Below are 15,479 nucleotides of genomic sequence, written 5' to 3'. Positions count from 1 at the left end.
GAGTCAGTAGAACATGGGTCTCGAGGAAAAACTGCCCAGCGGCTTCCTGCTGAGCACGGTCGAGGATTTCGCCGGATACCTGCGCAAGGGTTCCCTATGGCCGGCAACCTTCGGGCTGGCCTGCTGCGCCATCGAGATGATGGCCACCGGCGGGGGCCGTTTCGACATCGCCCGCTTCGGCATGGAAGCATTCCGTGCCTCGCCACGGCAGGCCGATCTGATGATCGTCGCGGGCCGGGTGAGCCAGAAGATGGCCCCGGTGCTGCGCCAGGTCTACGACCAGATGACCGAACCGAAATGGGTGCTGGCGATGGGCGTCTGCGCGTCCTCGGGCGGGATGTTCAACAACTACGCCATCGTGCAGGGCGTCGACCACGTGGTTCCGGTCGACATCTACCTGCCCGGCTGCCCACCCCGGCCGGAGATGCTGCTGAACGCGATCCTGGCACTGCACGCCAAGATTCAGCAGATGCCGCTCGGGGTCAACCGCGAGGAGGCCATCCGCGCCGCCGAGCAGGCCGCGCTCGCCTCGACCCCGACCATCCGGATGGAGGGTCTGCTCCGATGACCTTCGACACCCCCGACGACACCGACGCCCCGCCCGCGCACGACGCGATCGATGCCGCTGCCACCGCGGGCCCCGAAGGCACTCTGCCCGAGGAGGATTCCGCGCGGCCCGGCGCCGAGGTGATCGGCGTGCGCCGCGGCATGTTCGGCGTGTCCGGCACCGGCGACACCTCCGGCTACGGCGGACTGGTCCGCCCGGTCATCCTGCCGGGCAGCACTCCCGCCCCGTACGGCGGGTACTTCGACGACGTGGTCACCGCGCTGCATGCCGCGCTCACCGCCATCGGCACCCGCTTGGACGCGGCCCTGGAGAAGGTGATCGTCTTCCGCGGCGAGCTCACCCTGTACGTGCACCGGGAGCATCTGCCGTCGGTCGCCCGCGCGTTGCGGGACGATCCCGCCCTGCGTTTCGAGCTCTGCCTCGGCGTCAACGGCGTGCACTACCCGGAGGATTCCGGCCGCGAACTCCACGCCGTCTATCACCTCATGTCGATCACGCACAACCGCCGCCTGCGGGTGGAGGTCTCCGCCCCCGACGCCGACCCGCACATCCCTTCGCTCTACGAGGTGTACCCGACCACCGACTGGCACGAGCGCGAGACCTACGACTTCTTCGGCATCCGGTTCGACGGGCACCCCTCGCTGACCCGGATCACCATGCCGGACGACTGGCGCGGCCACCCCCAGCGCAAGGACTACCCGCTCGGCGGGATCCCGGTCGAATACAAGGGCGCGCGCATCCCGCCGCCCGACGAGCGGAGGGCATACAGCTGATGAACGACACCGACACCGAACCGGGCCTCGTCGAGGGCACCGCGCCCGAGCCCGTCACGGTCACCGTGGCGGGGCAGGACTGGGACCAGGTGGCCGAGACGCTGGCCGGCGCGGGCGAGGAACGCATCGTCGTCAACATGGGTCCGCAGCACCCGTCCACGCACGGTGTACTGCGCCTGATCCTCGAGATCGAAGGCGAAACGGTCACCGAAGCCCGCTGCGGAATCGGCTACCTGCACACCGGGATCGAGAAGAACCTCGAATTCCGCAACTGGACCCAGGGCGTCACCTTCGTCACCCGCATGGACTACCTGTCGCCGTTCTTCAACGAGACGGCGTACTGCCTGGGCGTGGAGAAACTGCTCGACATCACCGAGCAGATCCCGGAGCGCGCCACGATCATCCGCGTGCTGCTGATGGAGCTCAACCGCATCTCCTCGCACCTGGTCGCCCTGGCCACCGGCGGTATGGAACTCGGCGCGCTGACTCCGATGCTGTTCGGCTTCCGGGAACGCGAACTGATCCTCGACGTCTTCGAGACGATCACCGGGCTGCGGATGAACCACGCGTTCATCCGCCCCGGCGGCCTGGCCCAGGATCTGCCCGACGACGGCGTCACCAAGGTCCGGGAACTGCTCGCCCTGCTGCCCAAACGGCTGCGCGACATGGAACACCTGCTCACCGCCAACCCGATTTGGAAATCCCGCACGCAGGACATCGGCTACCTCGACCTGCAGGGGTGCATGGCGCTCGGCATCACCGGCCCGGTGCTGCGCGCCACCGGCCTGCCGCACGACATGCGCAGAGCCCAGCCCTACTGCGGCTACGAGAACTACGAATTCGACGTCCCCACCACCACCGGATGCGACTGCTACGGCCGCTACGTCATCCGCGTGGAGGAGATGAAGGAGTCGCTGAAGATCGTCGAGCAGTGCCTGGACCGGCTGCGCCCCGGCCCGGTCATGGTCGACGACAAGAAGATCGCCTGGCCCGCCGACCTGCAGATCGGGCCGGACGGTCTCGGCAACTCCCCCAGGCACATCGGCAAGATCATGGGCACCTCCATGGAGGGGCTGATCCACCACTTCAAGCTGGTCACCGAAGGCATCCGCGTTCCGGCGGGCCAGGTGTACGTGGCCGTGGAGTCGCCGCGCGGCGAGCTGGGGGTGCACATGGTCAGCGACGGCGGCACCCGGCCCTACCGGGTGCACTACCGCGACCCCTCGTTCACCAATCTGCAAGCGGTCGCGGCGATGTGCGAGGGCGGCATGGTCGCCGACGTCATCGCCTCGGTCGCCAGCATCGACCCGGTCATGGGCGGAGTGGACCGATGAACCCGACATCGCACAGCGAATCCACCGACGGCGATGGCCGCGTGACCGGTGGCACGCCGGTCCTGCTGAAGCTCGGCACCCGGCCCGAGCCCTACCAGCCCTTTGTGCGCGAACGCCTGGAAACCGACGCCAAGGAGATCATCGCGCGCTATCCGCACCCGCGCTCGGCGCTCCTGCCGCTGCTGCACCTGGTGCAGTCCGAGGAGGGCTACGTCACCGGCACCGGAATCGAGTTCTGCGCGGAACAATTGGGCCTGACCGGCGCCGAAGTCACCGCCGTCGCCACCTTCTATTCGATGTTCCGGCGCACACCCACCGGCGACTACCACGTCGGCGTCTGCACCAACACGCTGTGCGCGGTGCTGGGCGGCGACGCCATCCTCGCCGCGCTCGAACGCCACCTCGGCATCGGGCACGGCCAGACCACGGCGGACGGATCGATCACGCTCGAGCACGTCGAGTGCAACGCGGCCTGCGACTTCGCGCCGGTGGTCATGGTCAACTGGGAGTTCTTCGACAACCAGACCCCCGAATCCGCGCGGGCACTGGTGGACGCCCTGCGCGCCGGGGCGCAGGTCACCCCGACCCGCGGCGCGCCGCTGTGCACGTTCAAGCAGACCGCGCGCATCCTGGCCGGATTCCCGGACGAGCGCCCCGGCGTCCTGGACGGCGCCGCGGGCGAGGCGACTCTCGCCGGTCTGCGCGTCGCCCGCGAGCAGGGCATGCAAGCGCCCGCACCGCAACAGGATCCGGAGGTCTCGCGATGACGCTCACTCCGGTGTTGAGCACCTACTGGGACGACCCGCAGTCCTGGACGATGGACACCTACCTGCGCCACGACGGCTACCAGGCGCTGCGCACCGCCCTGCGGATGGAACCGGACCAGGTCATCCAGACCGTCAAGGACGCGGGCCTGCGCGGGCGCGGCGGCGCGGGCTTCCCCACCGGCATGAAGTGGAGTTTCATCCCGCAGGGCCCCGGGCCCGACGGCGTCACCAAACCGCACTACCTGGTGGTGAACGCCGACGAGTCGGAACCCGGTACCTGCAAGGACATTCCGCTCATGCTCGCCGCGCCGCACGCGCTGATCGAAGGCGTCGTCATCGCCGCCTACGCCATCCGCGCCGCGCACGCGTTCATCTATGTGCGCGGCGAGGTGGTTCCGGTGCTGCGGCGGCTCCAAGCCGCGGTGGCCCAGGCCTACGAAGCGGGTTTCCTCGGTCACGACATCCTCGGCTCCGGCTACGACCTCGAACTGGTCGTGCACGCGGGCGCGGGCGCCTACATCTGCGGCGAGGAGACCGCGCTGCTGGACTCGCTGGAAGGCCGCCGCGGCCAGCCCCGCCTGCGCCCGCCGTTCCCCGCCGTCGCAGGCCTCTACGCCTGCCCGACCGTGGTGAACAACGTGGAATCCATCGCCAGCGTGCCCCCCATCATCCGCAACGGCATCACCTGGTTCCGCTCGATGGGCAGCGAGAAGTCCCCCGGTTTCACCCTCTACTCGCTGTCGGGTCACGTCGCGAAGCCGGGGCAGTACGAGGCGCCGCTGGGTGTCACGCTGCGCGAACTCCTCGGCTACGCGGGCGGCGTGCGCGCCGGGCATCGGGTGAAATTCTGGACCCCGGGCGGCTCGTCCACGCCGCTGTTCACCGAGGAACACCTCGACGTGCCCCTCGACTACGAGGGCGTCGCGGGGGCGGGCTCCATGCTCGGCACCAAGGCGCTGCAGATCTTCGACGACACCACCTGCGTGGTGCGGGCGGTGCTGCGCTGGACGGAGTTCTACGCGCACGAGTCCTGCGGCAAGTGCACTCCGTGCCGGGAGGGCACCTACTGGCTGGTGCAGCTGCTGGAACGGATCGAGGCCGGCGCCGGCGCCGCGTCCGACCTGGACAAGCTGCTCGACATCAGCGACACCATCAACGGCAAGTCGTTCTGCGCCCTCGGTGACGGCGCGGCCAGCCCGATCATCTCCTCGCTGAAGTACTTCCGCGAGGAGTACGCCGAACACCTGCGGCTCGGCGGATGTCCATTCGACCCGGCGCGCTCCACCGCATGGGCCGAGTCAGGAGAAGAGGTCCGATGAAACCGGTCTCGCGCAGCGATTCGATCACCGGCGGCGGCCGGGCCACGGTGAGCGGCAAGACCAGCGCGCCTGCTCCCGCCGATCTGGTCACCGTGACCATCGACGACACCACGGTCAGCGTGCCGCCCGGCACCCTGCTGATCCGGGCCGCCGAACTGATCGGCATCCAGATCCCCCGTTTCTGCGACCATCCGCTGCTCGACCCGGTCGGCGCCTGCCGCCAATGCCTGGTCGATGTCGAAGGGCAGCGCAAACCGGTCGCCTCCTGCACCATGGCCGTCGCCGACGGCATGGTGGTCCGCACCCAGCTCACCTCCGCCGCCGCCGACAAGGCGCAGGAGGGCGTGATGGAGCTGCTGCTGATCAACCATCCGCTCGACTGCCCGGTCTGCGACAAGGGCGGCGAATGCCCGCTGCAGAACCAGGCGATGTCCACCGGACGCGCCGAATCCCGGTTCGACGGACGCAAACGCACCTATCCCAAACCGATTCCGCTGTCCACAGCGGTGCTGCTGGACCGGGAACGCTGCGTGCTCTGCGCCCGCTGCACCCGTTTCTCTCAGCAGATCGCAGGCGACCCGTTCATCGAGCTGATGGACCGCGGTGCGCTGCAACAGGTCGGCACCGCGCAGGCCGAACCGCTGGACTCCTACTTCTCCGGCAACACCGTGCAGATCTGTCCGGTCGGCGCCCTCACCGGCACCGCCTACCGATTCCGCGCACGCCCGTTCGACCTGGTGTCCAGCCCGAATGTCTGCGAGCACTGCGCTTCCGGCTGCGCACAGCGCACCGACCACCGGCGCGGCAAGGTGCTGCGCCGACTGGCCGGTGACGACCCGCAGGTCAACGAGGAGTGGAACTGCGACAAAGGCCGATGGGCCTTCGCCTACGCCACCGAACCCGATCGGCTCACCACCCCGCTGGTGCGCGGCTGGGACGGCGAACTGGCCCCGGCCTCCTGGTCGGCGGCGCTCGCCGCCGCCGCGGAGGGACTGGCCGCCTCCTTCGGCAACGCGGGCGTGCTCGTCGGCGGCCGGGTCACCGAGGAGGACGCCTACGCCTACGCCAAGTTCGCCCGGGTCGCCCTCGGTACCAACGACATCGACTTCCGCTCCCGAGCGCATTCGGCGGAGGAGGCCGACTTCCTCGCCGCCCGCGTCGCGGGTCAGGACGGCACGGTGACCTACGACAGCATGGAGGCCGCGCCGGTCGTCCTGCTCGTCGGATTCGAACCCGAAGAAGAGTCGCCGATCGTCTACCTGCGACTGCGCAAGGCCGCCCGCAAGCGCCGCCTGCCGATCTACTCGCTCGCGCCGTACTCCTCGCGCGGGCTCGACCGCATGTCCGGGCGGCTGATGCGGACCGTGCCGGGCGCCGAACCGCATCTGCTCGACGCCATCCGCACCGGCGAGATCACCACGCCGGGCGCGGATCCGGCGCAGCTCGCGGATCTGGCCCGACTGCTGCGCGAACCCGGCGCGGTGATCATGGTCGGTGAGCGGATGGCGGGCGTGGCGGGCACGCTGTCGGCCGCCGTACGTCTGGCCGACGAAACCGGCGCCGCCCTCGCCTGGGTGCCGCGCCGGGCCGGTGAACGCGGGGCGGTCGAAGCGGGCGCCCTGCCCTGCCTGCTCCCCGGCGGCAGGCCGGTCGCCGACCCCCGCGCCCGCCAACAGGTTCGGGCGGTCTGGAACGTGCCGGAGCTGCCGGTCGGCGCGGGCCGTGACACGACAGCCATCCTGGAGGCGGCCTCCGGCCTCGGCGCGCTGGTCATCGGCGGCGTCGACGTGGCCGACCTGCCCGACCCGGCCGCCGCGCTGGCCGCCATCGACGCGGCCAGGTTCGTGGTGAGCCTGGAACTGCGGCGCAGCCCGGTCACCGAACGCGCCGACGTCGTGTTCCCGGTGGCCGCGGCCATGGAGAAACCCGGCACCTTCCGCACCTGGGAGGGCAGGCCGCGCCCGTTCGCCGCCGCGCTCGGCGACGACATGGTGCGCCGTCAGACCGCGCCGCTGTCGGACCAGCGGGTGCTGCACGCCATCGCCGGCGAGATGTCGGTGCGCCTGAACCTGCCGGACGTCGAATCCGCCCGCGCCGAACTCGCCGAACTCGGCGCGTGGGACGGCGCGCCCGTCACCGCGCCCACGCACCGGCCGCATCCGCTGCCGCACCCCGAACCGGGCACCGCGGTACTCGCCAGCTGGCGGATGCTGCTGGACGAGGGCCGCATGCAGGACGGCGAACCGAATCTGGCCGGCATCGCCCGTCCCCCGGTGGTGCGCCTGTCGGCCGCCACCGCCGCCGAACTCGGCGCGCAACCCGACGACCCGGTCACCGTCGCCACCAGCCGCGGCGCCGTCACACTCCCCCTGATGATCAGTGACCTGCCCGACCGCGTGGTGTGGCTGCCGCAGCACTCGCCAGGCTGCTCCATCGCCGAGCAGCTCGCCGTCCAGCCCGGCGCGATCGTGCATCTGCGGCACGCCGACGAGAGGATGAAGGAGCACCGCCATGAGTGATCTCGCCGCGCTCGTCACGGCGTCCGCGGTGACCCCCGCCGCCGCCCCCTACACCCCGACAGGCTTCGGACACGACCCGCTGTGGCTCGTGATCGCCAAAGCCGTCGCCGTGTTCGTGTACCTGATGCTGATTCCGCTGGTCGCCGTGCTCGCGGAGCGCAAGATCGTGGCCCGCATGCAGATGCGGATCGGCCCGAACCGCACCGGGCCGTTCGGCTCGCTGCAGAGCATCGCCGACGGCGTGAAGATGGCCCTCAAGGAGGACATCGTCCCGGCGATCGTGGACAAGCCGATCTACATTCTGGCCCCGGTCATCTCGGTGGTCCCCGCGTTCATGGCGTTCGCGGTGATCCCCTTCGGGCCGGAGGTTTCCGTCTTCGGTGTCACCACCCCGCTGCAGCTCACCGACCTTCCGGTGGCGGTGCTGTACATCCTCGCGATCACCTCCATCGGCGTCTACGGCATCGTGCTGGCCGGATGGTCGTCGGGCTCCACCTATCCGCTGCTGGGCGGGTTGCGCTCGACCGCGCAGGTCATCTCCTACGAGATCGCGATGGCACTGTGCTTCGCCACCGTCTTCCTGCTCGGCGGCACCATGGCCACCTCCGGCATCGTGTCCGCGCAGGAAGGCACCTGGTATGTGTTCCTGTTGCTGCCGTCGTTCCTGATCTATTGCGTCTCGATGGTCGGCGAGACCAACCGGGCGCCGTTCGACCTGCCCGAGGCCGAGGGCGAACTGGTCGGCGGCTTCCACACCGAGTACTCCTCGCTCAAGTTCGCCATGTTCATGCTGGCCGAGTACGTCAACATGGCAACGGTTTCCGCGCTGGCCACCACGCTGTTCCTCGGCGGGTGGCGGGCGCCGTGGCCGCTGAACATGTGGGACGGCGCGAACTCCGGATGGTGGCCGGTGCTGTGGTTCACCGCCAAGGTCTGGACGTTCCTGTTCGTGTTCATCTGGCTGCGCGGCACGCTGCCCCGGCTGCGCTACGACCAGTTCATGAATCTCGGCTGGAAACTGCTGATCCCGACGTCGCTGGCCTGGGTCATGGTGGTGGCCGCGGCACGGGTGCTGCAAGCGGAGGGCTACCCGGTACAGACCCCGATCCTGGTGATCGGCGGCTTGGCGGTCACCGGGCTGCTGGTGCTGCGGTTCCTGCAGGCGGGCCGGGCGGCGGGCACACCGCCACCGGTCGAGGAACCCGTGGACGCGGACTCCGCCGATTCGACGGTGTTCCTCGGCTTCCCGGTGCCGCCACTGCCCGCCGACGCGCACGCCCGCGACGCCACCCGCGCCAAGAGCGGCCTGTTCGAGCCGCTGTCCGGCTTCGCGGTCACCGCCGCGACCATGTTCAAGAAGCCGAACACCGAGTTCTATCCCGAGCAGAAAACGCCGACCGCGCCGCGCTACCACGGCAGGCACCAGCTCAACCGGCATCCCGACGGCCTGGAGAAGTGCATCGGCTGCGAACTGTGCGCGTGGGCCTGCCCCGCCGACGCGATCTACGTCGAAGGCGCCGACAACACCGAGACCGAACGCTATTCCCCCGGTGAACGATACGGCCAGGTCTACCAGATCAACTACCTGCGCTGCATCGGCTGCGGATTGTGCATCGAGGCCTGCCCCACCCGGGCGCTCACGATGACCAACGACTACGAGATGGCCGACGACAACCGGGCCGACCTGATCTACGAGAAGGACCGGTTGCTCGCCCCGCTGCAGCCAGGGATGACCGCACCGCCGCATGCCATGCATCCCGGCGCCGACGAGGCGGACTACTACCTCGGACGGGTCCCCGGCGACGCACCGGCCACCAGCGGCGCCACGGCCACCGATGCACCCCGGCAAACCGCCACCGCCGGCGTGGAAGGAGCACCACGGTGACCGATTTGATCCTGGCCGCGGAGCCGTTGACCCGCGCCTCCACCGGCGAGACCGTCCAGTTCTGGATCCTCGCCCCGCTGGCCGTACTCGGCGCGCTCGGCATGGTGTTCGCCCCCAAGGCGGTGCACTCCGCACTGTGCCTGGCGGCCACCATGATCGCGCTGGCCGCGTTCTACATCGCCGAGGACGCCCTGTTCCTGGGCGTCGTGCAGATCGTGGTCTACACCGGCGCGGTGATGATGCTGTTCCTGTTCGTGCTGATGCTCGTCGGTGTCGACTCCGCCGAGTCGCTGAAGGAAACCATCCGCGGCCAGCGCCTCGCCGCCGCCGCGGTCGGCCTCGGCTTCGGCCTGCTGCTCAGCGGCGGCATCGCCCACGGCATCCGCGAGTCCGGAATCACTCTCCCCGCATCCGGATTCGCCGGCCGCGACGTGATCGGCGAACTGGCCGAGCTGATCTTCCTGCGCTACGTGTGGGCCTTCGAACTCACCGGCGCCCTGCTGATCACCGCCACCATCGGCGCCATGGTGCTGGCCCATCGCGAGCAGTTCGGGCCCCGCACCGACCAGCGCGAACTGTCGCGCCGCCGGTTCCGCGAGAAGGGGCATCGCGCGACACCGCTGCCCACCCCCGGCGTCTACGCCAGGCACAACGCGGTGGACGTCCCCGCGCGGTTGCCCGACGGGTCGTTCGAGGAGCTGTCGGTCAGCACCATCCTGCGGCACCGCCGCACCAGGGCGCTGACCGAAGCGGCCGTCATCTCGGTCGGCACCACGCCCGCATCGGACGGGACCGACACCCCCAGCGACGAGGAAGGCAACCGGTGAATCCCGAGAACTACCTGTTCCTGTCCGCCCTGCTGTTCACGATCGGCGCGGCCGGCGTGCTGCTGCGGCGCAACGCCATCGTGGTGTTCATGTGCATCGAGCTGATGCTCAACGCGGTGAACCTCGCGTTCGTCACCTTCGCCCGGATGCACGCCAACCTCGACGGGCAGGTGTTCGCGTTCTTCACGATGGTGGTCGCCGCGGCCGAGGTGGTCGTCGGCCTGGCCATCATCATGACCATCTTCCGCGCCCGCCGCTCGACCTCGGTCGACGACGCCAACCTGCTGAAGTTCTGACGTGGACACCGCAACGCTCTGGCTGCTGCCCGCCCTCCCCCTGGCGGGTGCGATCGTCCTGCTGCTGACCGGACGCTACGCCGACAAGTGGGGTCATCTGCTCGGCACCGTGACGGCGCTGGCCTCGTTCGGCGTCGCCGTGCTCGCCTTCACCGACATGCTCGGGCGCGACACCGCCGAACGCGCGGTGCACGCGGACCTGTTCAGCTGGGTGCCCGTGGCCGGCCTGCAGGTCGACTTCGCGCTGCAACTGGACCAGCTCTCGATGTGTTTCGCGCTGCTGATCACCGGCGTCGGCTCACTGATCCACGTCTACTCGATCGGCTACATGAGCCACGACCCGGCGCGGCGGCGGTTCTTCGCCTACCTCAACCTGTTCCTGGCGGCCATGCTGCTGCTGGTCCTGGCGAACAACTACCTCGTGCTCTACCTCGGTTGGGAGGGCGTCGGCCTGGCTTCCTACCTGCTGATCGGGTTCTGGCACGAAAAGCCGTCGGCCGCAACGGCCGCCAAGAAGGCGTTCGTGGTGAACCGGGTCGGCGACATGGGCTTGGCGATCGCGATGATGGTCATGTTCGCGACGTTCGGGTCGGTCGACTTCGCGGTCGTGTTCGGTGGCGCACCCGCCGCGAGCGAAGGCACGCTCACCGCGATCGGCCTGTTGCTGCTGCTGGCCGCCTGCGGCAAGTCCGCACAGGTGCCGCTGCAATCCTGGCTCGGTGACGCCATGGAGGGCCCCACCCCGGTGTCGGCGCTCATCCACGCCGCCACCATGGTCACCGCCGGTGTGTACCTGATCGCGCGCTCCAACGCGATCTTCGACCTCGCCCCGGACGCCCGGCTCGGGGTGGTGCTGGTCGGCGCGGTCACCCTGCTGTTCGGCGCGATCATCGGCTGCGCCAAGGACGACATCAAGAAGGCGCTGGCCGCCTCCACCATGAGCCAGATCGGCTACATGGTGCTGGCCGCCGGACTAGGCCCCGCCGGGTACGCCTTCGCCATCATGCATCTGCTCACCCACGGGTTCTTCAAAGCCGGACTGTTCCTCGGCGCCGGTTCGGTGATGCACGCGATGAACGACGAAACCGACATGCGCCGCTACGGCGGCCTGCGCACCCTGCTGCCGATCACCTACGTCACCTTCGGTCTCGGCTACCTCGCCATCATCGGCGTCCCGCCGTTCGCCGGGTTCTTCTCCAAGGACCGGATCATCGAGGCGGCGTTCAACCAAGGCGGCATCGGTGGGATCGCGCTGGGGCTGGTCGCGCTGCTCGGCGCGGGCCTCACCGCGTTCTACATGACGCGCGTCATGCTCATGACGTTCTTCGGTGAGCGCCGCTGGAAACCGGACACCCACCCGCACGAGTCCCCCGCGGTGATGACCGGTCCCATGATCCTGCTCGCGATCGGCTCGGTCGGCGCGGGCGCGGTGTTCGTCTTCGGCTCCTCGCTGCAGAACTGGCTCGAACCGGTCGTCGGCGCCCACCACGGCACCGAAACCGTTCCCGCGGCGCTGGTCACGATACTCGCGCTCGGCGTGGTCGCCGTCGGTGTCGCGGTGGCCTACTCGCAGTACGCGCGGCGCGACATCCCCGAGACCGCACCCGAAGCCGTCTCCGGGCTGACCGTCGCGGCACGCCGCGACCTCTACGGCGACACGGTCAACGAAGCCGCGTTCATGCGGCCCGGCCAGCACCTGACCCGGGCGCTGGTCTTCCTCGACAACCGCGGCATCGACGGCGTCGTCAACGGCACCGCGGCGCTGATCGGCGGGTTGTCCGCGCGAGCCCGGCGAGTGCAGTCCGGGTTCGTGCGGTCCTATGCCCTGTCCATGTTCACCGGCGCGGCCCTGGTGGCCGCCGCCCTGCTGGCGGTGAGGTTGTGGTGAACGAGTTCCCCTGGTTGACGACGCTGTGGCTGGTTCCGGTCGCCGGTGCGGCGATCGTGCTCGTGCTGCCCGCCGCGCGACGCACCCTCGCACGTGCCGTGGCACTGGGCTTCTCGGTGCTGGTGCTGGGTATCGGCGTCGGGCTCGCCGTCCGGTTCGACACCGCGGGCGCCCAATACCAGTTCGTCGAATCCCATCAGTGGATTCCGGCGTTCGGCGCCGGATACACCCTCGGGCTGGACGGCATCGCGCTGGTGCTGGTGCTGCTGACCGCGGCCCTGGTTCCCTTGCTGATCCTGGCGGGCTGGCACGACGAACGCGAAGTCGGCGGTGGAAAGCGGGTGGCGCACACCTACGTAGCGCTCATCCTGCTCGTCGAGGCGATGGTGCTGATCTCCTTCCTCGCCCTGGACATCCTGCTGTTCTACGTGTTCTTCGAGGCGATGCTCATCCCGATGTACTTCCTCATCGGCGGATTCGGGCCACGCACCGGCGACGCGTTGCAGCGCAGGCAGCGCTCGCGCGCGGCGGTGAAGTTCCTGCTGTACAACCTGTTCGGCGGGCTGATCATGCTGGCCGCGGTCATCGGGTTGTACGTACTCACCGCACGAGAAGGGCTGGGCGAGGGTTCCTCGGGCACCTTCGATCTCCGCACCGTGGTCGCGGCGGCCAACGCAGGCGAGCTCGGCGCCGGGCCCGCGGTGCTCAATGCCCTGTTCCTCGGCTTCATGTTCGCCTTCGCGGTCAAAGCGCCACTGTGGCCATTGCACACCTGGCTGCCGGACGCCGCCGTCGCCGCCACTCCCTCCAGCGCGGTGCTGATGATGGCGGTGGTCGACAAGGTGGGCACCTTCGGTATGCTGCGTTACTGCCTGCCGCTGTTCCCCGGCGCGTCCGACACCTATGCGCCGCTGGTGATCACGCTCGCGGTGATCGGCATCGTGTACGGCGCCCTGCTGGCCATCGGGCAGACCGACGTGATGCGCCTGATCGCCTACACCTCGATCTCCCACTTCGGGTTCATCATCCTCGGCGTCTTCGCCATGACCAGCCAGGGCCAGACCGGGGCGACGCTGTACATGGTCAATCACGGCATCTCGACCGCCGCGCTGTTCCTGGTGGCCGGATTCCTGGTGTCGCGGCGGGGAACCCGGCTCATCGCCGCGTACGGCGGCGTTCAGAAGGTGGCGCCGGTGCTGGCGGGCACGTTCTTCATCGCCGGTCTTGCGACGCTGTCGCTGCCCGGTCTCGCCCCGTTCGTGAGCGAATTCCTCGTGCTGATCGGGACATTCGCCCGCTACCAGTTCGCCGCCGTGGTCGCCGCCGTCGCGCTCGTGCTCGCCGCGCTGTACGTGCTGTGGCTCTATCAGCGGATGATGACCGGGCCGGTGAAGGAAGGCAACGAGCGGATCTACGATCTGGCGCCGCGCGAGCTCGCCGTGGTGGTCCCGCTGATCGCCGCGCTGCTGTTCCTCGGCATCTATCCGAAAGTCCTCACCGACTTCATCAATCCCGCGGTGAGCCAGACGCTCACCACCATCGGCCGGACCGATCCCGCACCCGCGACACCCCCACGGCCCGAAGCGGGACCGGCCCAACATCCCGGAGGTGCCCACAAGTGAACGACCTCGCCTCCACCACGACACTCGCCGCGAGCATTCCCGCGCCGAGCATCGAATACGGCGCCCTGTCCCCCATGCTCATCGTGTTCGGCGTCGCCGTGCTCGGTGTCCTCGCCGAAGCGTTCGTCGCCCGGCGCTACCGCTACGCCACCCACCTGGTGCTGAGCCTGGCCGGGTTGGCCGCCGCACTGGCCGCCGTCGTGGCGCTCGCGGGCACCGAGACCACCGCTGTCGCGGGGGCCGTCGCCATCGACGGCGTCACGTTGTTCCTGCAGGGCACGATCGTGGTCGTGTCGATTCTCGGCGTCCTGTTCATCGCCGAGCGCGGAGCGGAACCACGTCAGCAGGCCCGATCGGGCCCGGGAACGTGGAGCCGGGCCGCCGCCACCCTCGAACGCGGTGTGGACGCGTTCACACCGCAGGCTTCGGCGGTGCCCGGAAGCGCGGCCGAAGCGGCGGCGCTGCGCGCGGGCGTCGCGACCACCGAGGTGTTCCCCCTGACGCTGCTCGCCGTCGGCGGCCTGTTGCTGTTCCCGGCGTCCAACGACCTGCTGACCATGTTCGTCGCCCTCGAAGTACTGTCGCTGCCGCTGTATCTGCTGTGCGGGCTGGCCCGGCGCAAGCGGTTGCTGTCGCAGGAGGCGGCGCTGAAGTACTTCCTGCTCGGCGCGTTCTCCTCGGCGTTCTTCCTCTACGGCGTCGCGCTGCTGTACGGCCAAGCGGGCACGGTGCGGCTCGGCGGCATCGCGGACGCGATCGCACAGCATCCGGACAACGCGACACTGGCGGTGCTCGGCGTCGCGATGCTGGCGGTCGGTCTGCTGTTCAAGATCGGTGCGGTGCCGTTCCAGTCCTGGGTGCCGGATGTGTACCAGGGCGCCCCCACCGCGATCACCGGTTTCATGGCGGCGGCCACCAAGATCGCCGCGATCGGTGCGCTGGTGCGCGTGTTGCAGGTCGCCGTTCCGGGTCTGCGCGACGACTGGCGGCCGATCCTCGCGGCCGTCGCGATCGCCACCATGGCCGTCGGCGCGGTCATGGCGATCACCCAGACCGACGTCAAACGGATGCTCGCGTATTCCTCGGTGGCCCATGCCGGTTTCCTGCTGATCGGCCCGGTGGCCGCCAACGACCGTGGCGTCGCGGCGGTGCTGTTCTATCTGCCGGCCTACGGCATCGGCACGCTCGGCGCGTTCGCCGTGGTCAGCCTGGTCCGCGAAGCGGACGGGGACGAGGCCACCGGCCTGGCGCGGTGGGCCGGCCTCGGCCGCCGTTCTCCCTGGCTGGCAACGGTTTTCGCGCTGTTCCTGCTTTCCTTCGCCGGGTTGCCGCTCACCAGCGGCTTCGTCAGCAAGTTCACGGTGTTCGAGGCCGCTGCCTCGGGTGGCGCGACACCGCTGGTCATCATCGGCGTGATCTGCAGTGCCGTCGCGGCGTTCTTCTACCTGCGGGTCATCGTGCTGATGTTCTTCACCGATCCGCCCGCTGACACTCCGGTGCTGGTCAGCCCTCCGCTGACCACAACGATCGTGGCGATCACCGCCGCGTTCACCTTCGTGCTCGGCGTCTATCCGCAGCCACTGCTCGATCTGGCCGACCAGGCGGCGACACTCGTGCGCTGACCGAGCCTCGGATGCTCTGGTGCCGCCGCTGCGCGACAGCGGCGGCACCGCTGTTTTCC

12 protein-coding genes are annotated in these 15,479 nt (G+C 69.4%); all 12 read left to right on the top strand.

Annotated elements, in window-relative coordinates; genetic code table 11:
- The first annotated feature begins 13 nt into the window (after positions 1 to 13).
- From IU450_RS22615 to nuoN, 12 genes are read left to right on the top strand one after another with little or no spacing between them, the layout of a single operon-like run.
- Positions 14 to 568, top strand: a complete 555-nt coding sequence (locus IU450_RS22615) for a NuoB/complex I 20 kDa subunit family protein (RefSeq protein WP_040866749.1) — start codon at positions 14 to 16, stop codon at positions 566 to 568.
- Positions 565 to 1,341: an NADH-quinone oxidoreductase subunit C gene (locus IU450_RS22610; RefSeq protein ID WP_195151742.1), complete on the top strand. Its 777-nt coding sequence runs from the start codon at positions 565 to 567 to the stop codon at positions 1,339 to 1,341. The genes IU450_RS22615 and IU450_RS22610 overlap by 4 nt, the downstream gene beginning before the upstream one ends.
- The gene (locus tag IU450_RS22605; RefSeq protein ID WP_228834958.1) at positions 1,341 to 2,675 is read left to right on the top strand and encodes an NADH-quinone oxidoreductase subunit D; all 1,335 of its coding nucleotides are present in this window, start codon (positions 1,341 to 1,343) and stop codon (positions 2,673 to 2,675) included. The genes IU450_RS22610 and IU450_RS22605 overlap by 1 nt, the downstream gene beginning before the upstream one ends.
- Complete coding sequence (gene nuoE / locus IU450_RS22600) at positions 2,672 to 3,442, top strand: NADH-quinone oxidoreductase subunit NuoE (RefSeq protein ID WP_195151741.1); 771 nt, start codon at positions 2,672 to 2,674, stop codon at positions 3,440 to 3,442. The genes IU450_RS22605 and nuoE overlap by 4 nt, the downstream gene beginning before the upstream one ends.
- Entirely contained in the window at positions 3,439 to 4,761 is a 1,323-nt protein-coding gene (nuoF, locus tag IU450_RS22595) for an NADH-quinone oxidoreductase subunit NuoF (protein ID WP_195151740.1), read from the top strand. The genes nuoE and nuoF overlap by 4 nt, the downstream gene beginning before the upstream one ends.
- Entirely contained in the window at positions 4,758 to 7,280 is a 2,523-nt protein-coding gene (locus tag IU450_RS22590; RefSeq protein WP_195151739.1) for an NADH-quinone oxidoreductase subunit G, read from the top strand. Before nuoF ends, IU450_RS22590 begins: the two co-directional genes overlap by 4 nt.
- Positions 7,273 to 9,165 carry an NADH-quinone oxidoreductase subunit NuoH gene (nuoH, locus tag IU450_RS22585; RefSeq protein ID WP_195151738.1) on the top strand — a complete coding sequence of 631 codons (1,893 nt, stop codon included), beginning with the start codon at positions 7,273 to 7,275 and terminating at the stop codon, positions 9,163 to 9,165. The genes IU450_RS22590 and nuoH overlap by 8 nt, the downstream gene beginning before the upstream one ends.
- On the top strand, positions 9,162 to 9,992 hold the full coding sequence (locus IU450_RS22580; protein ID WP_195151737.1) for an NADH-quinone oxidoreductase subunit J: 831 nt from the start codon (positions 9,162 to 9,164) through the stop codon (positions 9,990 to 9,992). The genes nuoH and IU450_RS22580 overlap by 4 nt, the downstream gene beginning before the upstream one ends.
- Positions 9,989 to 10,288: an NADH-quinone oxidoreductase subunit NuoK gene (gene nuoK, locus IU450_RS22575; protein ID WP_036536861.1), complete on the top strand. Its 300-nt coding sequence runs from the start codon at positions 9,989 to 9,991 to the stop codon at positions 10,286 to 10,288. Before IU450_RS22580 ends, nuoK begins: the two co-directional genes overlap by 4 nt.
- Position 10,289: 1 nt before the next feature.
- Positions 10,290 to 12,176, top strand: a complete 1,887-nt coding sequence (nuoL, locus tag IU450_RS22570) for an NADH-quinone oxidoreductase subunit L (RefSeq protein ID WP_195151736.1) — start codon at positions 10,290 to 10,292, stop codon at positions 12,174 to 12,176.
- Entirely contained in the window at positions 12,173 to 13,798 is a 1,626-nt protein-coding gene (locus IU450_RS22565) for an NADH-quinone oxidoreductase subunit M (protein WP_195151735.1), read from the top strand. Before nuoL ends, IU450_RS22565 begins: the two co-directional genes overlap by 4 nt.
- Positions 13,795 to 15,420, top strand: a complete 1,626-nt coding sequence (gene nuoN / locus IU450_RS22560) for an NADH-quinone oxidoreductase subunit NuoN (protein ID WP_195151734.1) — start codon at positions 13,795 to 13,797, stop codon at positions 15,418 to 15,420. Before IU450_RS22565 ends, nuoN begins: the two co-directional genes overlap by 4 nt.
- Positions 15,421 to 15,479 lie beyond the last annotated feature (59 nt).

Origin of the sequence: Nocardia abscessus (assembly GCF_015477775.1) — a bacterium.
Lineage (GTDB): Bacteria > Actinomycetota > Actinomycetes > Mycobacteriales > Mycobacteriaceae > Nocardia > Nocardia abscessus_A.
This window is presented reverse-complemented; position numbering and strand designations above follow the sequence as displayed.